General features: G+C 21.1%; 25 protein-coding genes and 1 tRNA gene. 7 read left to right on the forward strand and 19 right to left on the reverse strand.

Features of this window, described 5'->3' with window-relative positions:
- The first annotated feature begins 9 nt into the window (after positions 1-9).
- Both DDE61_RS00120 and DDE61_RS00125 read left to right on the forward strand, forming a co-directional pair.
- Positions 10-1,260, forward strand: coding sequence for a peptidase U32 family protein (locus DDE61_RS00120; protein WP_110467187.1), 1,251 nt, complete (start codon positions 10-12; stop codon positions 1,258-1,260).
- Complete coding sequence (locus DDE61_RS00125) at positions 1,260-1,496, forward strand: 4Fe-4S domain-containing protein (protein ID WP_110473145.1); 237 nt, start codon at positions 1,260-1,262, stop codon at positions 1,494-1,496. Before DDE61_RS00120 ends, DDE61_RS00125 begins: the two co-directional genes overlap by 1 nt.
- Here DDE61_RS00125 and glnS read toward each other — a convergent pair.
- The 4 genes from glnS to DDE61_RS00145 all read right to left on the reverse strand — a co-directional run bounded on the left by glnS (position 1,471) and on the right by DDE61_RS00145 (position 5,818).
- Positions 1,471-3,111, reverse strand: coding sequence for a glutamine--tRNA ligase (gene glnS, locus DDE61_RS00130; RefSeq protein WP_110476715.1), 1,641 nt, complete (start codon positions 3,109-3,111; stop codon positions 1,471-1,473). The two genes, DDE61_RS00125 and glnS, sit on opposite strands and share 26 nt — an antisense overlap.
- A gap of 8 nt (positions 3,112-3,119) precedes the next feature.
- A complete protein-coding gene (gene mnmG, locus DDE61_RS00135; protein WP_110476717.1) occupies positions 3,120-4,988 on the reverse strand; it encodes a tRNA uridine-5-carboxymethylaminomethyl(34) synthesis enzyme MnmG in 1,869 nt (622 codons plus the stop codon).
- Complete coding sequence (gene ybeY, locus DDE61_RS00140; protein ID WP_110467191.1) at positions 4,981-5,421, reverse strand: rRNA maturation RNase YbeY; 441 nt, start codon at positions 5,419-5,421, stop codon at positions 4,981-4,983. The genes mnmG and ybeY overlap by 8 nt, the downstream gene beginning before the upstream one ends.
- A 324-nt stretch (positions 5,422-5,745) precedes the next feature.
- A tRNA-Cys gene (locus DDE61_RS00145) sits at positions 5,746-5,818 on the reverse strand.
- A 51-nt stretch (positions 5,819-5,869) separates the two neighbouring features.
- Between DDE61_RS00145 and DDE61_RS00150 the strand changes: the two genes are divergently transcribed.
- From DDE61_RS00150 to DDE61_RS00165, 4 genes are read left to right on the forward strand one after another with little or no spacing between them, the layout of a single operon-like run.
- The gene (locus tag DDE61_RS00150; protein WP_110467193.1) at positions 5,870-6,775 is read left to right on the forward strand and encodes a ribose-phosphate diphosphokinase; all 906 of its coding nucleotides are present in this window, start codon (positions 5,870-5,872) and stop codon (positions 6,773-6,775) included.
- Between the two features lie 12 nt (positions 6,776-6,787).
- Entirely contained in the window at positions 6,788-7,399 is a 612-nt protein-coding gene (locus tag DDE61_RS00155) for a 50S ribosomal protein L25 (RefSeq protein ID WP_110476719.1), read from the forward strand.
- Entirely contained in the window at positions 7,400-9,076 is a 1,677-nt protein-coding gene (gene metG / locus DDE61_RS00160) for a methionine--tRNA ligase (protein ID WP_110476721.1), read from the forward strand.
- Positions 9,073-9,882, forward strand: a complete 810-nt coding sequence (locus DDE61_RS00165; protein ID WP_110476723.1) for a prolipoprotein diacylglyceryl transferase — start codon at positions 9,073-9,075, stop codon at positions 9,880-9,882. Before metG ends, DDE61_RS00165 begins: the two co-directional genes overlap by 4 nt.
- Here the strand turns inward: DDE61_RS00165 and gltX are convergent.
- From gltX to DDE61_RS00245, 15 genes are all read right to left on the reverse strand, one after another.
- The gene (gene gltX, locus DDE61_RS00170; RefSeq protein ID WP_110476724.1) at positions 9,844-11,280 is read right to left on the reverse strand and encodes a glutamate--tRNA ligase; all 1,437 of its coding nucleotides are present in this window, start codon (positions 11,278-11,280) and stop codon (positions 9,844-9,846) included. The genes DDE61_RS00165 and gltX overlap by 39 nt on opposite strands.
- A 6-nt stretch (positions 11,281-11,286) precedes the next feature.
- The gene (gene atpG / locus DDE61_RS00175) at positions 11,287-12,123 is read right to left on the reverse strand and encodes an ATP synthase F1 subunit gamma (RefSeq protein WP_110476726.1); all 837 of its coding nucleotides are present in this window, start codon (positions 12,121-12,123) and stop codon (positions 11,287-11,289) included.
- Positions 12,124-13,707, reverse strand: a complete 1,584-nt coding sequence (gene atpA, locus DDE61_RS00180) for a F0F1 ATP synthase subunit alpha (RefSeq protein WP_110476728.1) — start codon at positions 13,705-13,707, stop codon at positions 12,124-12,126.
- 6 nt (positions 13,708-13,713) lie between these two features.
- Entirely contained in the window at positions 13,714-14,253 is a 540-nt protein-coding gene (locus DDE61_RS00185) for a F0F1 ATP synthase subunit delta (RefSeq protein WP_110476729.1), read from the reverse strand.
- Between the two features lie 2 nt (positions 14,254-14,255).
- Entirely contained in the window at positions 14,256-14,738 is a 483-nt protein-coding gene (gene atpF / locus DDE61_RS00190) for a F0F1 ATP synthase subunit B (RefSeq protein ID WP_110476730.1), read from the reverse strand.
- 16 nt (positions 14,739-14,754) lie between these two features.
- On the reverse strand, positions 14,755-14,982 hold the full coding sequence (gene atpE, locus DDE61_RS00195; RefSeq protein WP_110467202.1) for an ATP synthase F0 subunit C: 228 nt from the start codon (positions 14,980-14,982) through the stop codon (positions 14,755-14,757).
- Positions 14,983-15,048: 66 nt separating this feature from the next.
- Entirely contained in the window at positions 15,049-16,080 is a 1,032-nt protein-coding gene (gene atpB / locus DDE61_RS00200; RefSeq protein ID WP_110476731.1) for a F0F1 ATP synthase subunit A, read from the reverse strand.
- 66 nt (positions 16,081-16,146) lie between these two features.
- Positions 16,147-17,385, reverse strand: a complete 1,239-nt coding sequence (locus DDE61_RS00205) for an aspartate kinase (protein WP_110476732.1) — start codon at positions 17,383-17,385, stop codon at positions 16,147-16,149.
- 230 nt (positions 17,386-17,615) lie between these two features.
- Entirely contained in the window at positions 17,616-18,230 is a 615-nt protein-coding gene (locus DDE61_RS00215) for a MarC family protein (RefSeq protein WP_110467205.1), read from the reverse strand.
- Between the two features lie 61 nt (positions 18,231-18,291).
- Positions 18,292-19,044 carry a TrmH family RNA methyltransferase gene (locus DDE61_RS00220; protein ID WP_394798025.1) on the reverse strand — a complete coding sequence of 251 codons (753 nt, stop codon included), beginning with the start codon at positions 19,042-19,044 and terminating at the stop codon, positions 18,292-18,294.
- A gap of 29 nt (positions 19,045-19,073) precedes the next feature.
- On the reverse strand, positions 19,074-20,126 hold the full coding sequence (leuB, locus tag DDE61_RS00225) for a 3-isopropylmalate dehydrogenase (RefSeq protein WP_110467207.1): 1,053 nt from the start codon (positions 20,124-20,126) through the stop codon (positions 19,074-19,076).
- Between the two features lie 3 nt (positions 20,127-20,129).
- On the reverse strand, positions 20,130-20,717 hold the full coding sequence (gene leuD / locus DDE61_RS00230) for a 3-isopropylmalate dehydratase small subunit (protein WP_012784022.1): 588 nt from the start codon (positions 20,715-20,717) through the stop codon (positions 20,130-20,132).
- Positions 20,718-20,727: 10 nt separating this feature from the next.
- On the reverse strand, positions 20,728-22,137 hold the full coding sequence (gene leuC / locus DDE61_RS00235) for a 3-isopropylmalate dehydratase large subunit (RefSeq protein ID WP_110473161.1): 1,410 nt from the start codon (positions 22,135-22,137) through the stop codon (positions 20,728-20,730).
- A 1-nt stretch (position 22,138) separates the two neighbouring features.
- Positions 22,139-23,296, reverse strand: a complete 1,158-nt coding sequence (locus DDE61_RS00240; RefSeq protein ID WP_110476734.1) for a 2-isopropylmalate synthase — start codon at positions 23,294-23,296, stop codon at positions 22,139-22,141.
- Positions 23,297-23,334: 38 nt separating this feature from the next.
- Entirely contained in the window at positions 23,335-23,670 is a 336-nt protein-coding gene (locus DDE61_RS00245) for a hypothetical protein (protein ID WP_110467211.1), read from the reverse strand.
- A 7-nt stretch (positions 23,671-23,677) separates the two neighbouring features.
- On the opposite strand from DDE61_RS00245, the gene tyrS reads away from it, so the two are divergent.
- Positions 23,678-24,958, forward strand: coding sequence for a tyrosine--tRNA ligase (tyrS, locus tag DDE61_RS00250; protein WP_110476735.1), 1,281 nt, complete (start codon positions 23,678-23,680; stop codon positions 24,956-24,958).
- Positions 24,959-24,987: the final 29 nt, after the last annotated feature.

Below are 24,987 nucleotides of genomic sequence, written 5' to 3' on the forward strand. Positions count from 1 at the left end.
TTTAACTTTATGCATAAATCAAAAAAAGTAGAACTTCTAGCACCTGTAGGAAGTTTTGAAGCTTTAGAAGCAGCTATTAATTCAGGAGCTGATTCGATTTATTTTGGATTAGATCAATTAAATATGCGTACTAGATCTGTTAATAATTTTTCTATTTCGGATATTCCATTTATTGTAAAACAATGTAAAAATAAAAATATTAAAACATATTTAACAATTAATACGATTATATATGATCATGATTTATTTTTAATTAAAAAAATAGCAAATAATGCTAAAAAATTTGGAATTGATGCTATTATAGCAATGGATCAATCAATTATTAATTATGCTAAATCAATTAATTTAAAAGTGCATATATCTACACAATTAAATATAACAAATATTGAAAGTATAAAATTTTATTCTTTTTTTGCAGATACTATTGTCTTAAGTCGTGAATTAAGTTTAATTCAAATTAAAAATATTATTTCTAATATAAAAAAAAATAAAATTTTAGGGCCTTCAGGCAAATTAATAAAAATTGAAATTTTTTGTCATGGAGCATTATGTATGGCAATTTCAGGGAAATGTTATTTAAGTTTCCATTCATATAATTCTTCTGCCAATAGAGGATCATGTAAACAAAATTGTAGAAAAAATTATACCTTAATAGAGAAAAATTCTGGAATTTATTTAGATGTTAAAAATGAATCATTATTATCATCAAAAGATTTATGTACAATAAATTTTTTAGATAAAATTATTGATTCAGGAATTAGTTTATTAAAAATAGAAGGAAGAGCACGATCTCCTGAATATGTGGCTAATACAACCTCCTGTTATAGAGAAGCTATAGATTTAATTTTAAAAAAAAAACCAATTCCAGAATCTAAAATTAATTTTTGGTTACAAAAATTAAATAATGTTTATAATAGAGGTTTTTATAGTGGCTATTATTTAGGAAATAAAATTGAAAAATGGTCTACTAAAAATAAAGTAGATTTTTTTTATCCTAAAAAAAAAATTTATTTAGGAAAAGTAAAAAATTTTTATAAAAAATCTATGATTGGAGAATTTTTAATAGAATCATTTCATTTAAAATTAAATGATTCTATTTATATTATAGGAATGAAGACTGGAATAAAAAAAACTTTTGTGAAATCATTAATGGTAAATGATATAAAAACTAATATAGCTTTTAAAGGAGATCTTTGTACTTTTCCTATTAATTTTAATATTAAATTATCAGATAAATTGTATAAAATAATTGAAAAGTAATGTTTATTATAAGTTTTAAAAGAAAAAAATGTATAGGTTGTTATTCTTGTATAGAATCTTCTCCATTACATTTTAAAATGTCAAAAAAAGATGGAAAATCTTTTTTATTAAATTCTATAAAAAAAAAAAATTTTTTTATTTTAAAAACCAAAAATTGGGGGACCTTTTTAAATTGTAAAAAAGCTTCAATAGTTTGTCCAGTTAAAATTATTATGTTAAACTCACAGTTTTATTAAAAATTAATTTATCTAAACAAAAACTTAATTTATCTAAACAAAAATATCCAATTCGTTGAAATTGAAATTTCTTATAAATTGTTGCTTTTCTTATGGAAGGTTCTGCATATGCAATTGTTGTTTTTAATGAATTTTTGTTGATCTTATCAAGATAATTTTTTAATTGTTCAGATTTCTTTTCAAGAAAAAGATTATCATATATATTTATTTTAATTTTTATAGCATGAATTTTAGAAACCCAATGTAATGTACATTTAATTTTTTTCTTCCTTGTAAACCCCGATAAACTTTTTTTATCATAAGTACAATATATTTGTTTTATGCTACCATCTAAATTTCTATAAATCTTATTAGCTTTTAAAATATAAGCGTTTTTTAAACGTATTTCTTCTCCTAAAGAGAATCTCAAAAAATTTTTTGTTTTTTTTTCTAAAAAATCTTCATTTTCTATATATATTTTTTTTGAAAATGGAATTTTTCTATAGTTTTTTTTTAATTGGTTAGGAAAATTTTCAGAATTTAACCATTCAACTTTATCATCTGGATAATTTTCAATTATTAATAATATTGGATTTATTACCACCATTACTCTATAAGAGATTTTTTTTAAATGTTTTCGAATACTAAATTCTAAAAGAGAAATATCTATATTATTTTCTCGTTTGGAGAGACCAATTTTTTTTATAAAATTATTTATTGATTTTGGAGTATAACCTCTTCTTCTAAGTCCTGCTAACGTAGGCATTCTTGGATCATCCCATCCATTTACAATTTTTTTTTTTACTAAAATTTGTAATTTTCTTTTACTTAAAATATTATAATTTAAATTTAACCTAGAAAATTCATATTGTTTAGGAATTAAACTATTTTTTTTTTTTATATTTTTTAAAAACCATTTATATAATGGTTTATGATTTTCAAATTCAAAAGAACAAAAAGAATGTGATATTTGTTCTATATAATCTGATTGGCCATGTGTCCAATCATAAGTAGGATATATACACCAATTTTTTTTGGTTTTAAAATGATTTTTTTTTTTGATAATTCTATACATTATAGGATCTCTAAGATTCATATTTGGGGATTTCATATCTATTTTTGCACGTAAAACACATTCACCGTCATGAAAATATCCATTTTTCATTTTTTCAAATAAAAAAAGATTTTCTTTTATAGATCTTTTTCTATATGGACTTTCAATTCCTTCTTCAAAAGGATTTTTTTTTTGTTCTTGGATTTGTTCTTGGGTTTGATCATCAACATAAGCTTTTCCTTTTTTTATAAGAATTTTAGCCAAAAAATAAAGTTTATTAAAATAATTAGATGCATAAGTTTCTTTCTTCCATTTAAAGCCTAACCAAAGAATATCATTTTTTATATATTCAATGAATTTTTTTTTTTCTTCTATTGGATTTGTATCATCAAATCTTAATATTACTGAGGTTTTATATTTTTCTGCTAATTTAAAATTGAAAAAAATAGATTTAGCATGTCCAATATGTAAATAACCATTAGGTTCTGGTGGAAATCTAAAAAGTAATTTGTTTTTGGTAAATCCTGATTTTAAATCTTTTTCTATAATTTTTTCTAAAAAATTTAAATTTTCTTTTTTCATATAAATTTTTATTTTCTTAAAAAAAGAATTAATATACTTATATCTGAAGGAGAAACTCCACTTATTTTAAGTGCTTCTCCAATAGAATTGGGTTTATAATTTATTAATTTTTCCTTTGCTTCAATTGAAAGAGATTTTATCTTTTTATAATTAAAATTAATTGGAATTTTTAAATTTTCTAATTTAGACATTTTTTTTACATTTTCTTCTTCTTTTTTAAAATATCCTTTATATTTAATTCTAAGAGAAATTAAATATAAAATTTTTTTATTGATCTTATTCTTTTTCATAAAATTTTTTACTAACGATAACTTCTTTATTTCTTCTATAGAAATTTCTGGCCTCGATAAAAAATCACCTAATTTAATGTTTTCTTTTCTAATAAAAGATTTTTTTAAAAATTTTTTCGCTAATTCAAATTTAATTGTTTTTCTTTTAAAAAAAGAAAAACATTTTTTTAAATGTTTATTTTTTAATTCTAATTTTTTTATTCTTTCATAATTTACCAATCCTAATTTTTCACCAATAGGGGTTAATCTTTCATCGGCATTATCTTGTCTTAATAAGATTCTATATTCTGCTCTGGAAGTGAACATTCTATATGGTTCTTCTGTTCCTTTATAAATTAAATCATCAATAAGTACTCCTATATAGGCTTCATTTCGTTTAAGAATCAATGGATCTTTTTCATTAATTTTTAAATTAGCATTTATTCCTGCTATTAAGCCTTGTGCTGCGGCTTCTTCATATCCTGTTGTTCCATTTATTTGACCTGCAAAAAAAAGATTTTCAATTTTTTTTGATTCTAAATTAATTTTTAATTGTGTAGGATAAAAATAATCATATTCTATAGCATATCCTGGTCTAACCATTTTAGCCTTTTCAAATCCAGGAATTGTAATTAATGCTTTATATTGAACTTCTTCTGGCATAGAAGTAGAAAATCCATTAATATATACTTCTTGAGTATTCCAACCTTCTGGTTCTACAAAAATTTGATGATTATCTTTATTAGAAAATCTATAAATTTTTTCTTCAATAGAAGGACAATATCTAGGACCTACACATTTAATGTGTCCATTAAAAATAGGAGATAAATTAAATTTATCACGTAATAATTTATGAGTTTCTAAATTTGTATAGGTAAGATAACATTTTTTTTGTTTTATTCTCATTCTCTTTTTTTTACTTAAAAAAGAAAAAGGTTCTATTGGAGAATCTCCTAATTGTTCAATCATTTTCGAATAATCTAAAGATTTTCCATCTAATCTGGGAGAGGTCCCTGTTTTCATTCTTCCTGAAATTAATCCAAATTGTTTTAATTTTTCTGTTAATCCTTTTACAGAATTTTCGTAAATTCTCCCCCCACTTTTTTGTTTTTTTCCTATATGGATAATTCCATTTAAAAATGTACCATTTGTTAATATTACTGATTTACTTTTAATAGTAATTCCAAGAATGGTTTTAACTCCAATTACTTTATTATTTTTAATAATTAAATCTATAACAGTATCTTGATATAAATTTAAATTATAATTTTTTTTTAAAATTAAACGCCATTCTTTCGAAAATTTTAGTCTATCACATTGGGCTCTAGGACTCCACATTGCAGGTCCTTTAGATTTATTTAACATTCTAAATTGAATCATACTTTTATCTGTTATTATACCTGAATACCCTCCTAAAGCATCAATTTCTTTAATTATTTGTCCTTTTGCAATTCCTCCCATTGCGGGATTACATGACATTTGTGCTATATTATATATATTTGTTGTAATTAATAATGTTTTTGATCCAAGATTAGAAGCTGCTAGAGCTGCTTCTGATCCAGAATGTCCCCCACCTACTACAATTACATCATATTTCTGATCAAACATAATATTTATTAATAATGTTTTTTTTTTTAAAAAAAAATAAATAAAAATCTTCTTTTTTAGACATTAAATTTTTTTCATATTTTTTAATATCATTATATCCTATTAAATGTAATCCAGCATGGATAATTACACGTTTTAATTCATCATAAAATGAATTTTTAAATTTTAACGAATTAAATTTTATTCTATTAATACTAATAAAAATTTCTCCAGAAATAATATTGTTTTCAGAATACTTAAAAGTTAGAACATCTGTATAAGAATTTTTTTTTAAAAATTTTTTATTAATTTTAATTAAAAATTTATCCTCACAAAAAATATAATTTATTTTTTTTATCTTTTTTTTTTCTTTTTTAAAAAGAAACCCAAGCAATTTTGAAAATAATTTTTCATTATATAAATGAAATTTTGTTTCATAAATAAAATTTATCATAATAAGGAATTAATTAATGTTATATATTGTTCCAACCCCAATAGGAAATAATCTTAAAAAAAGTAGATTTTATTTTCTTTTATTTGAGCAGAAAATATTAAAAATTATAAAAAATTATTATAAAATAAAGAATATTTTAAAATCATATCATTCTTATAATTTCTGATCCAGGTTTTTTATTAGTAAAATATTGCATAAAAAATCAAATCAAAGTTTCTTGTTTTTACCAGCATTCTTGGATTTTTACCACATAAACAAGGTAAAAAGAATAAGTAGTCCTTCTAGAATTTTAGAAACTTTATTTTTAATAAAAAAATTTGAAAGAAGCACCGAGCGGATTTGAACCGCTGTAAAAGGTTTTGCAGACCTCTGCCTAGCACCACTCGGCCACAGTGCCCAATAAAATTATATTAATATTAATATATATATATTTTTTTTTTAAAAAAATATGAAAAAAAAAACTATATTATTTTCTTCCAGAAAAAGTTTACACCTTTCAAAAGAAATTGCCCATTTTTATGGGGATAAATTAGGAAATATAAATTTCTTGGAATTTAGTGATGGAGAATATGAACCAGATTTTGAACAATCTGTTAGAGGTACTAGTGTTTTTTTAATTGGATCTACTCTGCCTCCAGCAGATAATCTGATGGAATTATTATTTATGTGTGATGCAGCAAAACGTGCTTATGCAAAGAAAATAACATTAGTCATACCATATTTTGGGTGGGGCAGACAAGATAGAAAAGAAAATAAAAGAACTCCTATTGGAGCAAAATTAGTATCTAATTTAATGACAGTGTCTGGTGCTACAAAAATAATTACAATGGATTTACATGCAAATCAAATACAAGGCTTTTTTGAAATTCCTGTAGAAAATTTAGATGCTTCAACTTTATTTATAGAGTATATCAAACAATTGGAACTAGATTGTTTAACAATTGCTTCTCCTGATATTGGAGGAGCCAAACGTGCAAGAAATTATGCTAGCATTTTAAATGCTGAGGTAGTTATATGTTATAAAGAAAGAAAACAAGCAAATAATATAGACTTTATGAATATAATTGGAAATGTAAAAAATAAAAATGTTATTATTGTAGATGATTTAATAGATACAGCAAATACTATTTCAATAGCTTCAAATCTTATAAAAAAAAAAGGTGCAAAAAGTATACGTGCTATTGCTACTCATCCAATTTTATCAGGATCTGCATATGAAAAAATAGAAACTTCTTCTTTAGAAGAACTTGTAGTAACAAATACAATTAAATTAGATAATAAAAAAAATTTAAAAAAAATAACAATTTTAAATTGTGCAAAAATATTTGCACAAGTTATGCGAAATTTTAATTAAAAAAATATATATATGAATAATATAATAAATATAAAAAAAAAATCTAATCGTGAATTAAGAAATTCTGGTTATGTTCCTTGCGTAATATATAGAAAAAAAAAAAATATAACATTTTCTGTTTTAATTTCCACATTAAAAAAAAATCTTTTGAAGATGAATTATTATAAAATTTATTTAAAAATAAAAAATTATTATAAAATGGAGGCAATTTTAAAAGAAATTCAATTTCATCCAATAACTGAAAATGTGATACATTTAGATTTTTACGAATTAAAAAAAAAGAATAAATATACTATTTCCATTCCCCTAATATCTGAAGGTCATTCTATAGGTGTTTCTAAAGGAGGTGAATATAAACTTTTTTTAAAAAAAATAAAATTAAAAATTTTAAAATATTTTTTTTTAAACAAAATATTTTTAAATATAAGTAATTTAGAAATAGGAAATAATTTTTATTTAAAAAAAATTTATAATCCTAAATATATACTTCTTCATTTTAAAAAAGAAGTAATAGCATCAGTTTTTCCATCTAGAAATCTTTTAAAAGATGAAAAAAAGAAAGTAAACCTAATCAACCAGAAAGAGAAAGAGAAAGAGAAAGAGAAAGAAAAAAATATAAATTAAATGAATATAAAACGTTATACTGTAACAGCAGCATTACCATATGCTAATGGCCCAATTCACATTGGTCATTTATCAGGAGTTTACCTTCCAGCAGATATATTTGTACGTTATCTTAAATCTAATGGAAAAAACGTTATTTTTATTTCTGGAACAGATGAACATGGTGTTCCTATAACAATAAAAGCAAAAGAAGAAGGATTATCCCCCCAAGAATTAGTAAATAAATATCATTCTTTAATTAAAAACTCATTAAAAAAAATGGGAATATTATTTGATAATTTTTCACGTACTACATCTAAAATCCATTTTAAAACTTCTAGAAAGTTTTTTAAAATTCTTTATCAAAAAAAAATTCTTTTTGAAAAAGAATCAGAACATTATTTTGACAAAAAAGTTAAAAAATTTTTACCTGATAGATATATAAGAGGAATATGTCCTAAATGTAGTTATAAAGCAGCATATGGGGATCAATGTGAAAAATGTGGTTGTTCAATTTCGCCTGAAGAATTAATAAATCCTTATTCTTTTTTTACTGGCAAAAAACCTATTTTAAAAAAAACTAAACATTGGTATTTACCATTAAATAAATATCAAAATTTTTTAGAAAAATGGATAAAAACAAAAAAATTTAAAAAAAATGTTTCTGGACAAATAAAAGCCTGGCTTAAGGAAGGGTTAAAACCTCGAGCAATTACAAGAGATTTAAATTGGGGTATTCCTCTTCCAATTAAAAATAACACTGGAAAGGTATTATATGTGTGGTTTGAAGCTCCTATAGGATATATTTCTTCCACAATCGAATGGGGTTTAAAAACAGGAAAAAATTGGGAAAAATATTGGAAAAATAAAAATACAGCAATTATTAATTTTATAGGAAAAGATAATATTGTATTTCATGGAATAATTTTTCCAATTATGCTTAAAGTTCATGGAGAATATATCTTACCATATAATGTACCTGCTAATGAATTTCTTAATATTGAAAAAAAGAAAATTTCCACTTCTAAAAAGTGGGCAGTATGGTTACATGAATATTTAGAAGACTTTCCTAAAAAAGAAGATGTTTTAAGATATGTTCTTACATCTAATATGCCGGAAACAAAAGACACTAATTTTAGTTGGCAAAATTTTAAAAAAAAAAATAATTCAGAATTAGTCTCAATATTAGGAAATTATTTTAATAGAGTTGTTGTACTTACCAAAAAGTTGTTTAATGGCAAAGTTCCTTCTCCAGAGAAATTTCAAACAAAAGATTTTTTTCTATTAAAATTTTTAAAAAAATGTCCTTTAAAAATAGGAGGTTTTATAGAAAAATATCATTTTAAAGATGCTTTAATGACATTTATGGAACTTGCACGTTTAGGAAATAAATATTTAACGGATGAAGAACCGTGGAAAATTAATAAAAAAAGAGTAAAAACTATTATATATATATCTTTTCAAATAATGGGAGTGATTGGAAATTTGTCTAATCCTTTTTTACCTTTTACATCATCAAAAATATTAAAAATGTTATCTTTAAAACAATTAAATTGGCAATTGCTTTTAAAAACTAATGAAATTGTAACCCCCGGCCTGTTATTATCAAATAACAAATTATTATTTGATAAAATAACCGATTTTGAAATAAAAAAACAATTAAAAAAATTAATAAAATCAAATAAAATAAACAAATGATTTGGGATCCCATAAAAATATTAAATATATTTGGGTTTAAACTTTATATATATAGTATTTTTTTTTTTATATCTTTTTTATTGGGTATTAAAAAACTTAAATATTTTTATAAAATTGATGAACATTTGATAAAATATAGTTTATTAGGTCTTTTAATAGGTGCACGAATAGGACATGTTCTATTTTATGATTTTTTTTATTTTAAAACAAATTTGCTTGAAGCTATTTTTCCAATAAAAAATTCTAAATATATAGGCTATCAAGGATTATCTAGTCATGGGGCTGCTATAGGATTATTAATTTCTACATTTTTTTATAATAAAAAATTTATTAAAAAACAATTTTTTTGGCTTTGTGATAGATTCTGTATAATAATTGCTTTTAGTGGTTCGATTATAAGAATCGGAAATTTTTTTAATTCTGAAATTAATGGAAAAAAATCTAATTTTGCTTTTCCTTTTTCTATTGGTTTTATCCAATTATATCAAGATAAAATCTTGAAGATAAAAAGATATCCTTCTCAATTATATGAATCTATTTCTTATATAATAATATATAAAATATTATTTTTTCTTTATAAAAAAAATAAATTTAATGGATATATTTTTAGTATATTTCTTATATGTATTTGGTCTATAAGGTTTCTCTTAGAATTTTTAAAAGAACCTCAACCAAACGAAATGTTTTTTTTATTTAAATTAAATACTGGTCAATTATTGAGTATTCCTTTTATAATTATTGGATTTTTACTTTTTTTTAAAAAAAAATTAAAGACAATAATTTATAAATTTTATTATCCGTTTTAATGATTCTTTTTTTCCTATTATTGAAATAATAAAAAACAGATCCAATCCTTTTAAAGATCCAACTAAAGAAATTCGTAATAATTGCATAATAGAATATCTTTTTTGGTCCAAGTCCAACTTTTGAATTAAAGTTTTAATATTTAAAATATTAAATTTTTTTTCATTTAAAAAAATCCATATTAAGGAATGGAACCTTTTAATATTTTTTTTAAAAAAAAATTTTTCATTTAAATCTGGAGATTTAAAAAAATAAATTGTTTGATTTATAATTTCATTTATAAATGAACATTTTTTTATTAAAAAATTAATAATTTTTAAGAAAAAAATATTTTTTATTTTTATATAAAAAATATTACGTTTTTTTAATTCTTTCTTTAAAAGAAAAAGAATTTCTTTATAAGTTTTTTTTTTAAAATATTTACAATTAAACCATTCTGCTTTTTTAAAATTAAATTTAGCAGAAGATATGTTTATATCTTCAATTTGAAAAATTGAAATTAAATTTTTTAATGAAAAAATTTCTTTTGTTCCACCTGGATTCCAGCCTAAAAAAACTAACATATTGAGAAAAGCTTCTGGAAAATATCCAGATTCTCTATATCCTTTATATTTTTGGGAAGTTTTCTTATCTTTCCATCCTAAAGGAAAAATTGGAAATTTTAAAATTTTTCTTTTACTAATTTTACCTTGTCCTAAAGGATTTAATATTAACGGTAAATGTAAAAAAATTGGAGTAATCCAATAAAAATATTTATATAAACAAATATTTATTGGAAAAGAAGATAACCATTCTTCACCTTTTATAACATGAGAAATTTTCATTAAATGATCATCAATTACATTGGCTAAATGATATGTAGGAGTGCCATCAGATTTTAGAATAATTTTCTCATCTAATGAATTAATAATTATTTTGCCCCGTAAAAAATCTTTTATTTTTAATCCAAAAAATTTTGGAATTTTAAATCTTATTACAAAAACTATTCCATTAATTATTTTTTTAAAAGTTTTTTCATTAGAGATATTTAAATATAATTTTTTTCTATTATAATTTCTTTTCTTCTTTTTTTTTTCAAAAGCATAATAAGCAAAATCATTTGCTAATAAATATTTTATATATTTTTTATAGATTTCATATCTTTCTGATTGTCTATAGGGCCCATAATTTCCTTTCATTGCTGGTCCTTCATCTACAGTAAGTCCACACCATTTAAGAGATTTAATTATATAATTTTCTGCACCAGATTTGTATCTGGATCTATCGGTATCTTCTATTCTGAGAATAAATTTTCCCTTATTTTTTTTAGCAAATAAAAAATTATATAAAGCCGTTCTAATGCTACCTAAATGAAGAGGTCCAGTAGGACTGGGTGCAAAACGAACTCTAACTTTTTTCATAAAAAATTAAATTCCTCCAATTATTTCAAGTATTTCTTTTGTAATATTTTCTTTTCTTATTTTATTAAAATAATATAATAATTCTTTTTTAATTTTTAACCCATTATCTTTAGCTTTTTGCATAGCCATCATTCTTGATGAATGTTCTGATATTTTTGATTCTAAGATTGAATTATAAATTTTTAATTTTAACATTTCAGGAAATAAAAATTTTAATATTTTTTTTTTAGATGGTTCAAATCTAAAATCTTTTTTTTTTTTTAAAAAAAAATGTTTGTTAATTTTAACTGGTAAAATTTGTTTTATTGAAATAAATTTTTTATATATATTTTTTGAATTATTATATATCATAATAATTTTAATAAAATTTCCTATTTTATAATTTTTATATATATCATTTATTATATTAGACAAAATATTAAAATTTATGTTTTCTATTAAATTGCTATTATAAACTAATATAGGATATTTTTTAGAAAAAAGTTCTTTTCCTTTTTTACCAAAAAATAATATATAAATATTTTTTTTTTTAAAAAAATTATTAATTAAATAATTTGAAATTTTTAATAAAAAATTATTAAAAGATCCACAAAGACCTCTATTAGAGGTTAATACTATTAAGAGTATAGTATTTTTTTTGTTTTTTTTAAACAAAAAATTATTATTATTTAATAATAAAATTTTAAAAATTTTTTCGAGATTATATTTATAAAAATTTAAATTTAAAAGTTTTTCTTGAGTTTTTTTTAAATTTCTAGATGAAACTAGTTTCATTGCACTAGTCATTTTTACAATAGAACTTACTGTATTTACTCTATTTATTAATTCTTTTAAATTAGACATTTAATTTAATCTAAATTTTTTTTTAATAATTAAGGCTACATTCTTTAATGTAGATCTAATTTCATTATTTAATTTTCCCTGTTCTAATAATTTTATTATATTTAAATGATTATTATTTAAATAATTTAAATATTCTTTTTCAAAAAGCTTCACTTTTTTAAGTGGAATATCTTTTAAAAGATTCTTTGTACCTGCATATATAATAGCTATTTGATAGCCTAATCTATATGGAGAATTAATAGATTGTTTTAATATTTCTATATTTCTTTTGCCTTTTTCAATAATTTCTTTAGTTGTAGCATCTAAATCTGATCCAAATTGAGAAAAAGATTCTAATTCTCTAAATTGAGCTTGATCTAATTTAAAAGTACCTGCAATTTTTTTCATTGATTTAATTTGTGCCGTTGCACCTACTCTGGAAACCGAAATTCCTTCATTTATAGCCGGTCTTATTCCTGAATTAAAAAGGTTTGTTTCTAAAAAAATTTGTCCATCTGTTATTGAAATAACATTTGTAGGAATATATGATGAAACATCCCCAAATTGGGTTTCTATTATTGGTAAAGATGTTAAAGATCCTCCTCCCAAAAGTTTTTTTTTTATACTTTTTGGTACATCATTCATTTCAGATGCAATTTTCTTATCACTTATTATTTTAGATGAACGTTCTAATAACCGTGAATGTAAGTAAAAAATATCCCCTGGATAAGCTTCTCTGCCTGGTGGACGACGTAATAATAAAGAAATTTCTCTATAAGCTACTGCTTGTTTCGATAAATCATCATAGATAATTAAAGCAGAACGTCCAGTATCACGAAAAAATTCTCCTATTGCAGTACCAGAAAAAGGAGCAAAAACCTGCATAGCAGCAGAATCTGAAGCATTAGCTGTTAAGATAATTGTATATGATAAAGCATCATTTTTATTTAAAATTTTTATTATACTAGCTAAAGTTGATGCTTTTTGACCAATTGATACATAAATACAATAAACGGGATTTCCATTTTCATAAAATTGTTTTTGATTAATTATAGTATCTATTGCTAGAGTAGTTTTTCCAGTTTGTCTATCTCCTATTATTAATTCTCTTTGGCCTTTTCCTATAGGAATCATAGAATCTATACATTTAATTCCAGTTTGTAAAGGTTCTTTTACTGGTTCTCTATAAATCACCCCAGGTGCTTTTCTCTCTAATGGCATTTTAAATACTTTTCCTTCTATCGGGCCTTTTCCATCGATAGGAACCCCGAAACTATTTAAAACCCTTCCTAACATTCCTTCCCCTACATTTATAGACGCAATTTTTCCGGTTCTAATGACTTTCTCCCCTTCTTTTAACCCATGGGAAGGTCCAATTAAAATAACTCCTACATTTTCTTCTTCTAAATTTAGAACAATTCCTTTTGTTTCATTTTCAAATTCTACTATTTCTCCATAAATTACATTATTTAATCCATATACATTCACAACTCCATCTCCTATATTCATTATTATTCCAGATTCAAGTATTTCTTCATTAGAATTAAAATTTAAAATTTTTTTTTTTATTAAAGCTGAAATCTCAGCATATTTTATATCCAACATATATTTTTATTTTAACAAATTTTGTTTAAAATTTTTAAAAAAATTTTTAATTGTAAAATCATAATATTTATTATCAAATTTTATTAAAAATCCCCCCAATATATTTTTTTTTTTTTTTAAAAAAAAAATAATAATTTTCTTCTTAATCAGAAAAAGAATTTTTTTATATAAAAAAAAATTTAAATAATTATTATTAATATAATTTTTATACCGAAAATGTAATTCTATTATATTTTGTTTTTTTTTAAAAAAATCTATATATTTTAAACAAATTTTTTTAAATAAAAATTCTTTGTTTTCAATTATTATTAATAATAACAAGTTTTGTATTAAATTAGATTTAATTATTTTTTTAAAAAAATTTATTTTTTTCTCTTTTTTTAAAAAAGGTGTTAATAACAATTTTTCCAAATTATGATTTTTTTTTATTAAAAATAATAATTTTTCTATTTCATTTTTTAGAAAAATTTCTTTTTTTAATTCTAAAGCAGAATCCAAAAATCCTTTTGCATATTTTTTTATTAAAATTTTAGAATATAATTTCATTCTTATGAAAGAATTTTTTTCAAAAATTTATTATGATTTTTATTATTTAATTTAAATTCTTTTGTTAAAATTTTTTTTGAAATAATTATTGATAAATTTAAAATTTCATTTTTTAATTTTTCTAAAGCTATTCTTTTTTTATTTTCTATTATTATATTGGTTTTTTCAATAATTAATTGACTTTCTAAAAACACTTTTTTTTTTGCTTCTTCCTCTATTTTTTTTTTTTCTTTTTGAGCTTCATTTAAAATCTTTTGCTTTTTTTTTTCTGCTTTTATTCTAATTTTTTTTTTTTTATTTTTAAAATTTTTTATTTTTTCTTTTGCTTTTTCGGCTTCATTTATTGAATTCATTATATTTTTTTCACGTTTTTCTATAAAATTATTTATAGGATTCCATGCAAATTTTCTAAGAATAATAAATGTAAGTAAAAATATTATTGATTGCCAAAATATTAATCCTAAAGAAGGCGTAATTAAATCCATAATAAAATTATGGTTCTTATTTTAATACTGCCAACAAAGCAGTAACTATTCCAAACAAAGATGCTCCTTCTAAAAGAGCTGCAGAGATTATCATTGCAGTTTGAATTTTATTTGCAGCTTCTGGTTGTCTAGCTATTGCTTCCATAGCATTTCCTCCAATCTTGCCAATACCAAATCCCGCTCCCAATACAGCTATTCCTGCTCCTAAAGCAGAAAATCCTATATAATTTAAATTATTTTCCATAATAATTAATTATTTTATAATAATATTAAATATATATATAATAATTTTTATTAAAAATCAAATAAATTAATTAATTGCTAATCCTAAATATAATGCTGATAAAGAGGTAAAAATAAATGCTTGTAAAAAGCAGACCATTATTTCTAATAAAGAAATAAAAATAGAAAAAGGAATAGATATAACTATTGAAAAAAAATTTTTAAAAATAAAAATTAAAGAAATAAAACTTAATAAAATTATATGTCCTGCTGTAATATTTGCAAATAAACGAATACAAAGAGTAAAAGGACGAATTAATAAACCTAAAATTTCTATTGGAATTAATAAAAATTTAATTAAAAATGGAACATTTGGCGGAAAAAAAAGATGTTTCCAATAATTTTTTTTAGAACTAAAAAAAGTGATTAAAAAAATTATCATTGATAATGATAAAGTTACGCTAATATTCCCTGTAATATTAGGTCCTGTAGGAATTATTCCTAAAATATTATTTACTAAAATATAAAAAAACAGTGTTAATAATAATGGTAAATAAAATGTATCTTTTTTTTTTCCTAGATTAGGAATAACTATTTCATTTTTTAAAAATAAAATTATTGCTTCTAAGAGAAGAAAGAGTTTGTTTTTAACAAACTTCTTCTTATAAGAAGAAGATAATTTTATAAATATAAAAGATAATATAAAAAGAGATGTTATTAAACAAAACACATTTTTTGTAATTGAAAAATCAAAAGGAATTTTATTAAGGATAAAACCATTTTTATCTGTTTTTAGAAAACCAACGGAATTAGTTTGATAAATTTTATCATGAAAAAATCTATAATAAAATTTATTAATTTTTAATAAATTATTTCCATGGTTAAATTTTGATGACATAAAAACATTTAATCCTTTATTTAAAATTAATATTGGTAATGAAAAAGAAACATTTTTTTTTTCTTTTTCAAAAAAATTCCATTCATGAGAATCTTTTATATGATTTAAAATAAAAAAAGCTGGATTAAATAAAAAATTTTTTTTATTATTCAATTTTTGAGAATGTAAAAATCTTAAATTACTAAACCCAAACAAAAATATTAAAAATAAAAAAAAATTCATTATTAAGTATATTTAAATTAATTTTAGAATTAATTAGTTAGTCCAGCAAATTGACATTAAAAATATTTATTTTTTTAAAACCCATTGAGCAGTATCAAAATTAATTTGTCTTAAAAGAATTTTTTTGTTTTTAACAAAATTTTTTTCATTATATTTTTTATAATGAATAATTGTGTATAATTCTACATTATTTATTTTTTTTATAATAAATTTATTTTTTAGATTGAAAATAATATTCATAATATTATTAAATTTATCTTCTAAACAAACTGTCAAACTAATTGAGGAATATTGAATTAATAATATTTTAATTTTTGAAAAAAAATTAAATATTTCACTAATATTTTTTTCTAAATATAAAAAATTTTTTTTAAGAAAAAAAGATAACAAAATTGTTTTTTTTTTTAATATAAAAAAAGAATTTTTAAAATTTATTTGTTTTTTTTTTTTAATTAAGGTCCCTTTTTTTTTGGGGAAAAAAAAAGATCTAACATATAATGGAATTTTTTTTTTTTTTAAAGGATGTAAAGTATTTAGATGTATAATTGAGGCACCATAATAAGATAATTCAAAAGCTTCTTCAAAAGAAAGACTTTTTAAAAAAGTAGTTTTTTTAAAAACTTTTGGATCTGCATTTAAAATGCCAGGTACATCTTTCCAGGTAGTTTGACTTTTTGCATTTAAACAATATGAAAAAATTGATGCAGTATAATCTGAACCTTCTCTTCCTAAAGTAGTAGTATAATAATTATTATCTGCTCCTATAAAACCTTGAGTTAAATAAGAAAATTTCTTATTTAATTTTTTAATTTTTTTTTTTGTTTGTTTCCAATTTACATGTGCTTCACGAAAACAATTATCAGTTTTTATAAAATTTCTACAATCTATCCAAATATTTTTAATATTTTTATAATTTAAATAATCACTAACTATTTTAGTAGAAATTAATTCTCCAGCTCCCACAATTTGATCATATATAAAATTATAATTTAATATGTTATTTTTTTTTAAAAAAAAATAAATATTATTAAAATAAAATAATATATTTAAAACATAATAGTTTTTATTAAAAAATAAATTTTTAATCATTTTTAAATGATTTTTTTCTATTTCAAATAAAAAAATGTAGGGGGATTTTTTTAAAAAATATGTATTTACTACTTTTTCAAGCTTATTAGTAGTTTTGCCAATAGCTGAAATTACAATAACAGTATTTTTATAACCTACAGATTTTATTACTTTGGATAAATTTTTTACTCTTTTAGAGTTTTTAATAGAAGATCCTCCGAATTTATATATTTTCATTTAAAGATATTCTCATCAAATGAATTTCGAAATTATTTAATAATTTTTTCAAGTAACAGGAAAATACTATTTATAAGTAGAAATATAATTATAAGAAAAAAACTTAAGAGATAATTCATATTAAAAATTAAATTCTTTTCTAAAAAGAAAGAAATTATTTCTATAAATAAAAAAATTATTAATATAAATAAATATATGTATGAAATATTTTTTTTCAAAATTTTATTGATTTAAAAAATCTTAATAAGACTTTCATTTGGAAAAATATTACATACATTTCGTCCAAATACTTTTATTGAAAAAGATAATAATATTATTCCAAATAATTTTTTAATAATATATAAATTAGATTTACTAATTTTTTTTTCTATAAAATCAATATTTTTTATTACAAAAAATACGAATATCATATTCAAAATTAATGACAACATTATTGTTTTAATATCATAATTGGTTTTTAAAGACATTAAAGTTGTTACAGATCCTGGACCGGCAATTAATGGAAATGAAATTGGAATAATAGAAATTTCGATATTAGATTTTTTTTCTAATTTAGATAAATCTATTTCAAAGATCATTTCTAATGAAACTAAAAATAATATTATAGCTCCCGCTAATGAAAAAGAGTAAAGATCAATTCCAAATGAATTTAAAAAAAAATCTCCTAAAAAGAAGAAAAATAAAAAAATTAACATTGATACCAATGTTATTTTTTTAGTATTTATTATATTTCCTTTTTTTTTATATCCAATAATAATAGGAGCATTTCCTATAATATCTATTATACTAAACAATATAAGAAAACATGTAAAAAATAATTTTATTTGTTGAAGTTGCATTTTCATTTAAAAAAATTTAAAATTTTACTTTTTTAAACAAAGTAATAAATATTAATTAATTAATTATTTAATTATTATTTTGTCTTATTATTTCAAATAAAATAATAGCAGTTGAAGTACTCACATTAAGAGAATCTATTTTGCCTTTCATAGGAATCTGAATAATAATATTAGATGATTTAAACCAATTTTCTGATAATCCTTTTGATTCTGCCCCTATGACAATGGCTAAAGATTTCTTCTCTAATTTTAGATTATATATATTTTTTATATTTTTTATATTTTTTTTAACAGATGTTGAAATAATTTTAATTTTTTTTTTTTTTAACCATAAAATAATATTTTCAGAATTATCTATTGTTATATTATTTGTAAATACTGCACCTAAACTTGAGCGAATAACATTAGGATTAAATATATCAATTGTATTATTACATAATAATACAGCATCTATTCCAGCAGCCTCAGTTGTTCTCAAAATAGCTCCTAAGTTTCCAGGTTTTTCTATTCCTTCTAAAACTAGTAAAAAAGTAGTTAAATTAATTTTTATTTTTTTAATATAAAATTTTTTTTTCAAAAAAGAGGCAAGAATGCCACCAGTTTTTTTTCTAAAAGAAATTTTTTTATATATTTGATATGAAATCAAAAATTTTTTTCTAAAAAAATTAGAAATAAATTCGTATTTATATATTTTTTTATATAAAAATATATATTCTGGAATATAATTTGCTTTTAAGGCCATTTTAATTTCTTTTAATCCTTCTACTATAAAGTAATTATATTCTTTTCTTTTTTTTTTCTTTTTTAAAAAAAAAGATATTTAATAATTTTGTTATTAAAACTATTCATTTAAATCTTAATAATATAATTAATTAAAAAATCTCCTACTTCTTTAGTAGAAAAAGAATATTTAGGATTTAAATCTTTAGTAGAAACTCCATTTTTTATAGAATTATTTACAGCCTTTTTTATTAAAAAACTTTCTTTTTTCATTCCAAAATCTTCTAACATCATAGCAACAGATAATATTGATCCCAAAGGGTTAGCTATATTTTTTCCAGCAGCTTGTGGATAAGATCCATGTATTGGTTCATACATAGGAGTTTTTTTTCCAATAGAAGAAGAAGGAATTAATCCTAATGAGCCAGTTATTGCACTAGCTTCATCTGATAGTATATCTCCAAACATATTATCAGTTAATAATATATCAAATTTTTTAGGATTAAAAATCATCTGCATAGATGCATTATCTATAAAAAGATAATCTAATTGTACTTCTTTAAAATTTAAATGAATTTCTTTCAAAGTTTCTCGCCATAATCTAGAAGTTTCTAAAACATTTGCTTTATCAACTAATGTTACTTTTTTTTTTCGTTTTAAAGCTGCTTTAAAAGCAGCTGTTGCTATCCGGGATATCGTTTTTTTTTCATAATTACAAACATCATATGCTTTTGTTTTATTTAGAGATAATCCTTTTTTTCCAAAATAAATTCCATTAGTAAGTTCTCTATAAATAATAAAATCAACATTTTCTATATATTTTTTTTTTATCGGAGATATTTTTAATAATTTTTTATAAACTTTAATAGGTCTTATATTAATATATACCCCCATTTTTTTTCTAAGTTTTAATAAACCTTGTTCCGGTCTAATTTTAGAATTCTCATATTTGGGATTTCCTATTGCTCCAAATAAAATCGAATCACATTCTAAACAAGTATCTAAAGTAGATTTTGATATTGGTATACCTGTTTTTTCTATAGAAATTCCTCCTACTAAACAGTTATGATAAATAAATTTATGATCATATTTTGTTCCTATAGCATCTAATACTCTTAAAGATTGATGAATTACTTCTGGGCCTATCCCGTCTCCTGACAAAACAGCTATATTTTTTTCCATATCTTAATAATAATAAATTTTTTTTTCAAAATTTTTAAATTTTTTTTTCAAATTTAAAATATATTCAATTTCATCATATCCATTTATGAAACATTTTTTTATAAAATCATCTATTTTAAAAAATTCTTTTTTTTTTTCAATTTTTACATATTGGTGTTCAAGATTTATTTCAATAAATAAATTAGGATTTAATAAAATTTTTTTTAAAATAAATTTTAAAAAAGTATTTTTTAATTCGATAATTAATAAACCATTATTTAAAGCATTTTGTTTAAAAATATCAGCAAAATAATTTGAAATTACTACTTTGAATCCATAATCTCTAATAGCCCACGCTGCATGTTCTCTACTAGAACCACAGCCAAAATTTTTTCCAGTTATTAAAATTTCTCCATAAAATTTTTCATGATTTAATATAAAATTTTTTATTAAATTTCCTTTTTGATCAAATCGCCAATCTTTAAATAAATTTTTTCCAAAATTAATTTTTTTAGTTAATTTTAAAAATCTAGCTGGAATAATTTGATCAGTATCTATATTTTCTAGATAAATTGGAACTGCTCTACTAATTAAAGTAATAAATTTTTCCATAAATAAATAATTAATTAATAGGATTATATTTTAAATATTCTGATACATTTACAATTTTTCCTTCCAGAGCTGTAATGGCTGCTACTAAAGGACTAGCTAACAAAGTTCGTGCTCCTTTACCTTGACGGCCTTCAAAATTTCTATTTGAAGTAGATAAACAATATTCCCCAGATGGAATTTTATCTTCATTCATTCCTAAACAAGCTGAACATCCTGGCAGACGTAATTCAAAACCTGCATTTAATAAAATTAAATCAATTTTTTTATTTAAAATTTGTTTATATACTTGTTTTGAACCTGGTACGACCAAAACATAAACATTTTCTGCTTTTTTTTTATTTTTTATAATTTTAGATATTAATTTAATATCTTCTATTCTAGAATTAGTACAACTGCCAATAAAAATATAATTTATTCTTAATCCTAATAAAGACTCTCCTTCTTTTAAACCCATATATTTTAGAGATTTTATTTTAATATTTCTTTTTTCAAAATTATTTTCTTTTGGAATTGAATCAGATATTTTTATGCCCATACTTGGATTAGTTCCATATGTTATCATGGGATAAATATTAGAGGAATTAAATTTATATTCTTTCTCAAAAGATGCTTTTTTATCTGTTTTTAGATTCTTACATTTTTTTTTAAAACTATTTAATTCTTTTTTCTTGGTAGAGAAAATTTTATAATATAAATATTTTAAAGTTGTTGTGTCTGGTTCTATCATACCTCCTCTTGCGCCCATTTCTATACTCATATTGCATACCGTCATACGTTCTTCCATATTCATTTTTTTAAATACAGATCCACTATATTCTATAAAATAACCTGTTCCTCCATCTGGACCTAATTTAGATATAATATATAAAATTATATCTTTTGCAGTTACTCCTAAATTTAAATTTCCTTCTAATTTTATACGCATTTGTTTAGGTTTACTTTGTAATAAACATTGAGTAGCCATTACCATAGCTACTTGACTGGTCCCTATACCAAATGCTATACAGCCAAAAGCTCCATGAGTAGAAGTATGACTATCTCCACATACTATTGTCATTCCAGGAAGAGTAATTCCAAGTTCAGGACCAATAACATGTATTATACCTTGAAAATCATGTTTTAATCCAAAAAATAATATTCCATTTTTATTACAATTTTTTTTTAATTTTTCTATTTGAAATTTTGAAAGAACATCTTTTATTGGAAAATTTTTAGCAGTTGTAGGAACATTATGATCTGTTGTAGCTATTATTTTATTAGGTTTTAAAATTGAAATTTTTCTTTTTTTTAATTCTTCAAAAGCTTGTGGACTAGTTACTTCATGTATATAATGCCTATCAATATAGAGAACATCTATTTTTTTATTTAAACTAAAAACTACATGTGATTCCCATATTTTTTCAAAAAGAGTTTTATTCATTTTATAAAAAATTATTTTTTTTTAAAATTTTTTTTAAATCTTCATCAGAAATTTCTTTTTTTTTATCTGCATATTTTATAAAAAAATTATAAATTAAATCTAATTTTGATTTTTTAAATGAATAACCTAATTGTTTATAACGATAGGCTAAAGCTGAACGTCCACTTCTAGCTGTTAAAATAATAGAGGATTTTTTAACTCCTACATCTTTTGGATTAATTACTTCATAAGTTTCTCTTTTTTTAATTAATCCATCTTGATGGATTCCGGAAGAATGTGAAAAAGCATTAGCTCCTACTATTGCTTTATTATACTGAACCAACATCCCGGTACATTCAGATACTAATTTACTTGTTTTATATAATAATTTGGTATTTATTTTTGTATAAAAATTTAAATGTTTATGTTGTTTCAGTATCATAACAACTTCTTCTAAAGAAGTATTTCCTGCTCTTTCTCCAATTCCATTAATAGTACATTCTATTTGTTGAGCTCCATTCATTATTCCAGCTATTGAATTTGCAGTCGATAATCCCATATCATCATGACAATGAGTTGATATTGTAACTTTATCAATTGAATTAACATTTTCTTTTAAAAATTTAATTTTTTCAGCATATTCTTCAGGTAAACAATAACCTGTCGTATCTGGAATATTAATTACTGTTGCTCCTGCTTTTATAACAGCATCACAAATTTGTGCTAAAAAAATATTTTCTGTTCTGCCAGCATCTTCTGCATAAAATTCTACGTCTTCTACAAATTTTTTTGCATATTTTACTGCCTCTTTTGCAAGATCTATTATTTTTTTTTTAGTACTATTGAATTTATATTTAATATGATATTGAGAGGTACCTATTCCTGTATGAATTCTCGGCTTTTTAGCATATTTTAATGCTGAAGCTGCAACTTCTATATCTTTTTTTACAGCTCTTGATAGACTACATATTATTGGTTCAGAAATAGATTTACAGATTGCTTCAACTGAATGAAAATCACCTGGACTAGATATCGGAAATCCGGCTTCTATTATATCTACTCCCATTAGTTCTAATTGCCGAGCTATTTTAATTTTTTCTGATGTGTTTAATTTACATCCCGGAACTTGTTCTCCATCACGTAATGTAGTATCAAAAATTTTAATTCTTTTTTTTTTCATATTTAATTAATTTCAGAGGCTGGGCATAAAAATGGTGATTATCTTTTAATTAAAAAAATAATTTCTAATATTAGTGAACAATAATAATTTATCATATAATTAAGAATTATAAATTCATTTGATAATTTAAAATTATTTATCATATAAAAAATAATTACAATATTTAATAATAAATTAAAAAAATATTTAAAATAGAGATTTAACTTGTTTTCTAAAAAAAAATAAAATAAAAATATTTTTAATTTTAATAAAAAAATTATTAAATATAAAATTTTTATTTTGGAATCATCATTAAAAAATATAATTATTAAATTATAATTAAAAAAATATAATATTATTATTGAAATAATAAGATAAATCAATTTTTTTTTCATATAAAAAATGATTAATTTAATACAAGAATTTTTGTGGAGAGGATTAATACATAATACTACTTATAGTAAAAAAATCAAAAATGAAAAAATTACTTTATATACAGGATTTGATCCTACTTCTAAATCTTTACATATAGGAAATTTAGTAGCTATAATTATGTTAATTCATTTTCAAAGATCAGGGAATAAGATTATATCAGTTATTGGAGGAGGAACAGGAATGATTGGAGATCCATCTGGAAAAAATAGTGAAAGAATTCTAATTAAAAAAGAATCTTTACAGAAGAATATAAAAAATATAAAAAAACAATTATCTTTTTTTTTAGATTTTCATTATAATGAAATATTAAATAATTATGAATGGTTAAAAAAAACATTATTTCTTGATTTTGCTAAAGATATAGGAAAATATTTTCCAATTAATTATATGTTATCAAAAGATTCTATAAAAAAAAGAATTTATAAAAAAAATAGTATTTCATTTACAGAATTTACATATCAATTATTACAAGCATATGATTTTCTTTATTTATATAAAAAAAAAAATTGTTCATTACAAATAGGAGGTTCTGATCAATGGGGAAATATTACCAGTGGGATAGAACTTATAAGAAAAAAACTAGGTATAAAAGTAAATGGATTAACTTTTCCGTTAATTACTAAACTTGATGGCTCAAAATTTGGAAAAACTGAAAAAGGAGATAATATCTGGATAGATCCAAATTTAACATCTCCATATGAATTTTATCAATTTTGGATAAATATTTCTGATGATCAAGCAAAAAAATATATAAAAATATATACTTTTTTAAAAAAAGAAGAGATAAAAGAAATTATTTTTTTTCATGAAAAAAATCCAAATTTAAAATTAATTCAAAAAAAAATAGCATCTGAAATAACTATTTTTGTACATGGAAAAAAAATTTTTGAAAAAATAAAATTTATATCAAATATTCTTTTTAAAAAAGAAAAAATTTTAACTAATCTAAGTAAAAATGATATTAAATCTATATATGAAAATATTCCTCATAAAAATTTATTTATAGATATAAATTTTAAAATCCCAATTTTAGATTTATTAGTAAATAAAAGTAATTTTATTAAATCTAAAAAAGAAGCTATTAGACATTTAAAATGTAATTCAATTTTAATAAATAAAAAAATAATAAAGGAAAATTTTTTTTTAAAAAAAAAGGATTTGATCTCAGAATCATATGTTCTTTTGCAAAAAGGGAAAAAAAATTTTTTTATGATTAAATTTAATTTTTTGTTTTTAACACATTTATAAAAAAATCTCTATTTAAAGATAAAGAATAT

Source organism: Candidatus Karelsulcia muelleri (genome assembly GCF_003214255.1).
Taxonomy (GTDB): Bacteria; Bacteroidota; Bacteroidia; order Flavobacteriales; family Blattabacteriaceae; genus Karelsulcia; species Karelsulcia muelleri_B.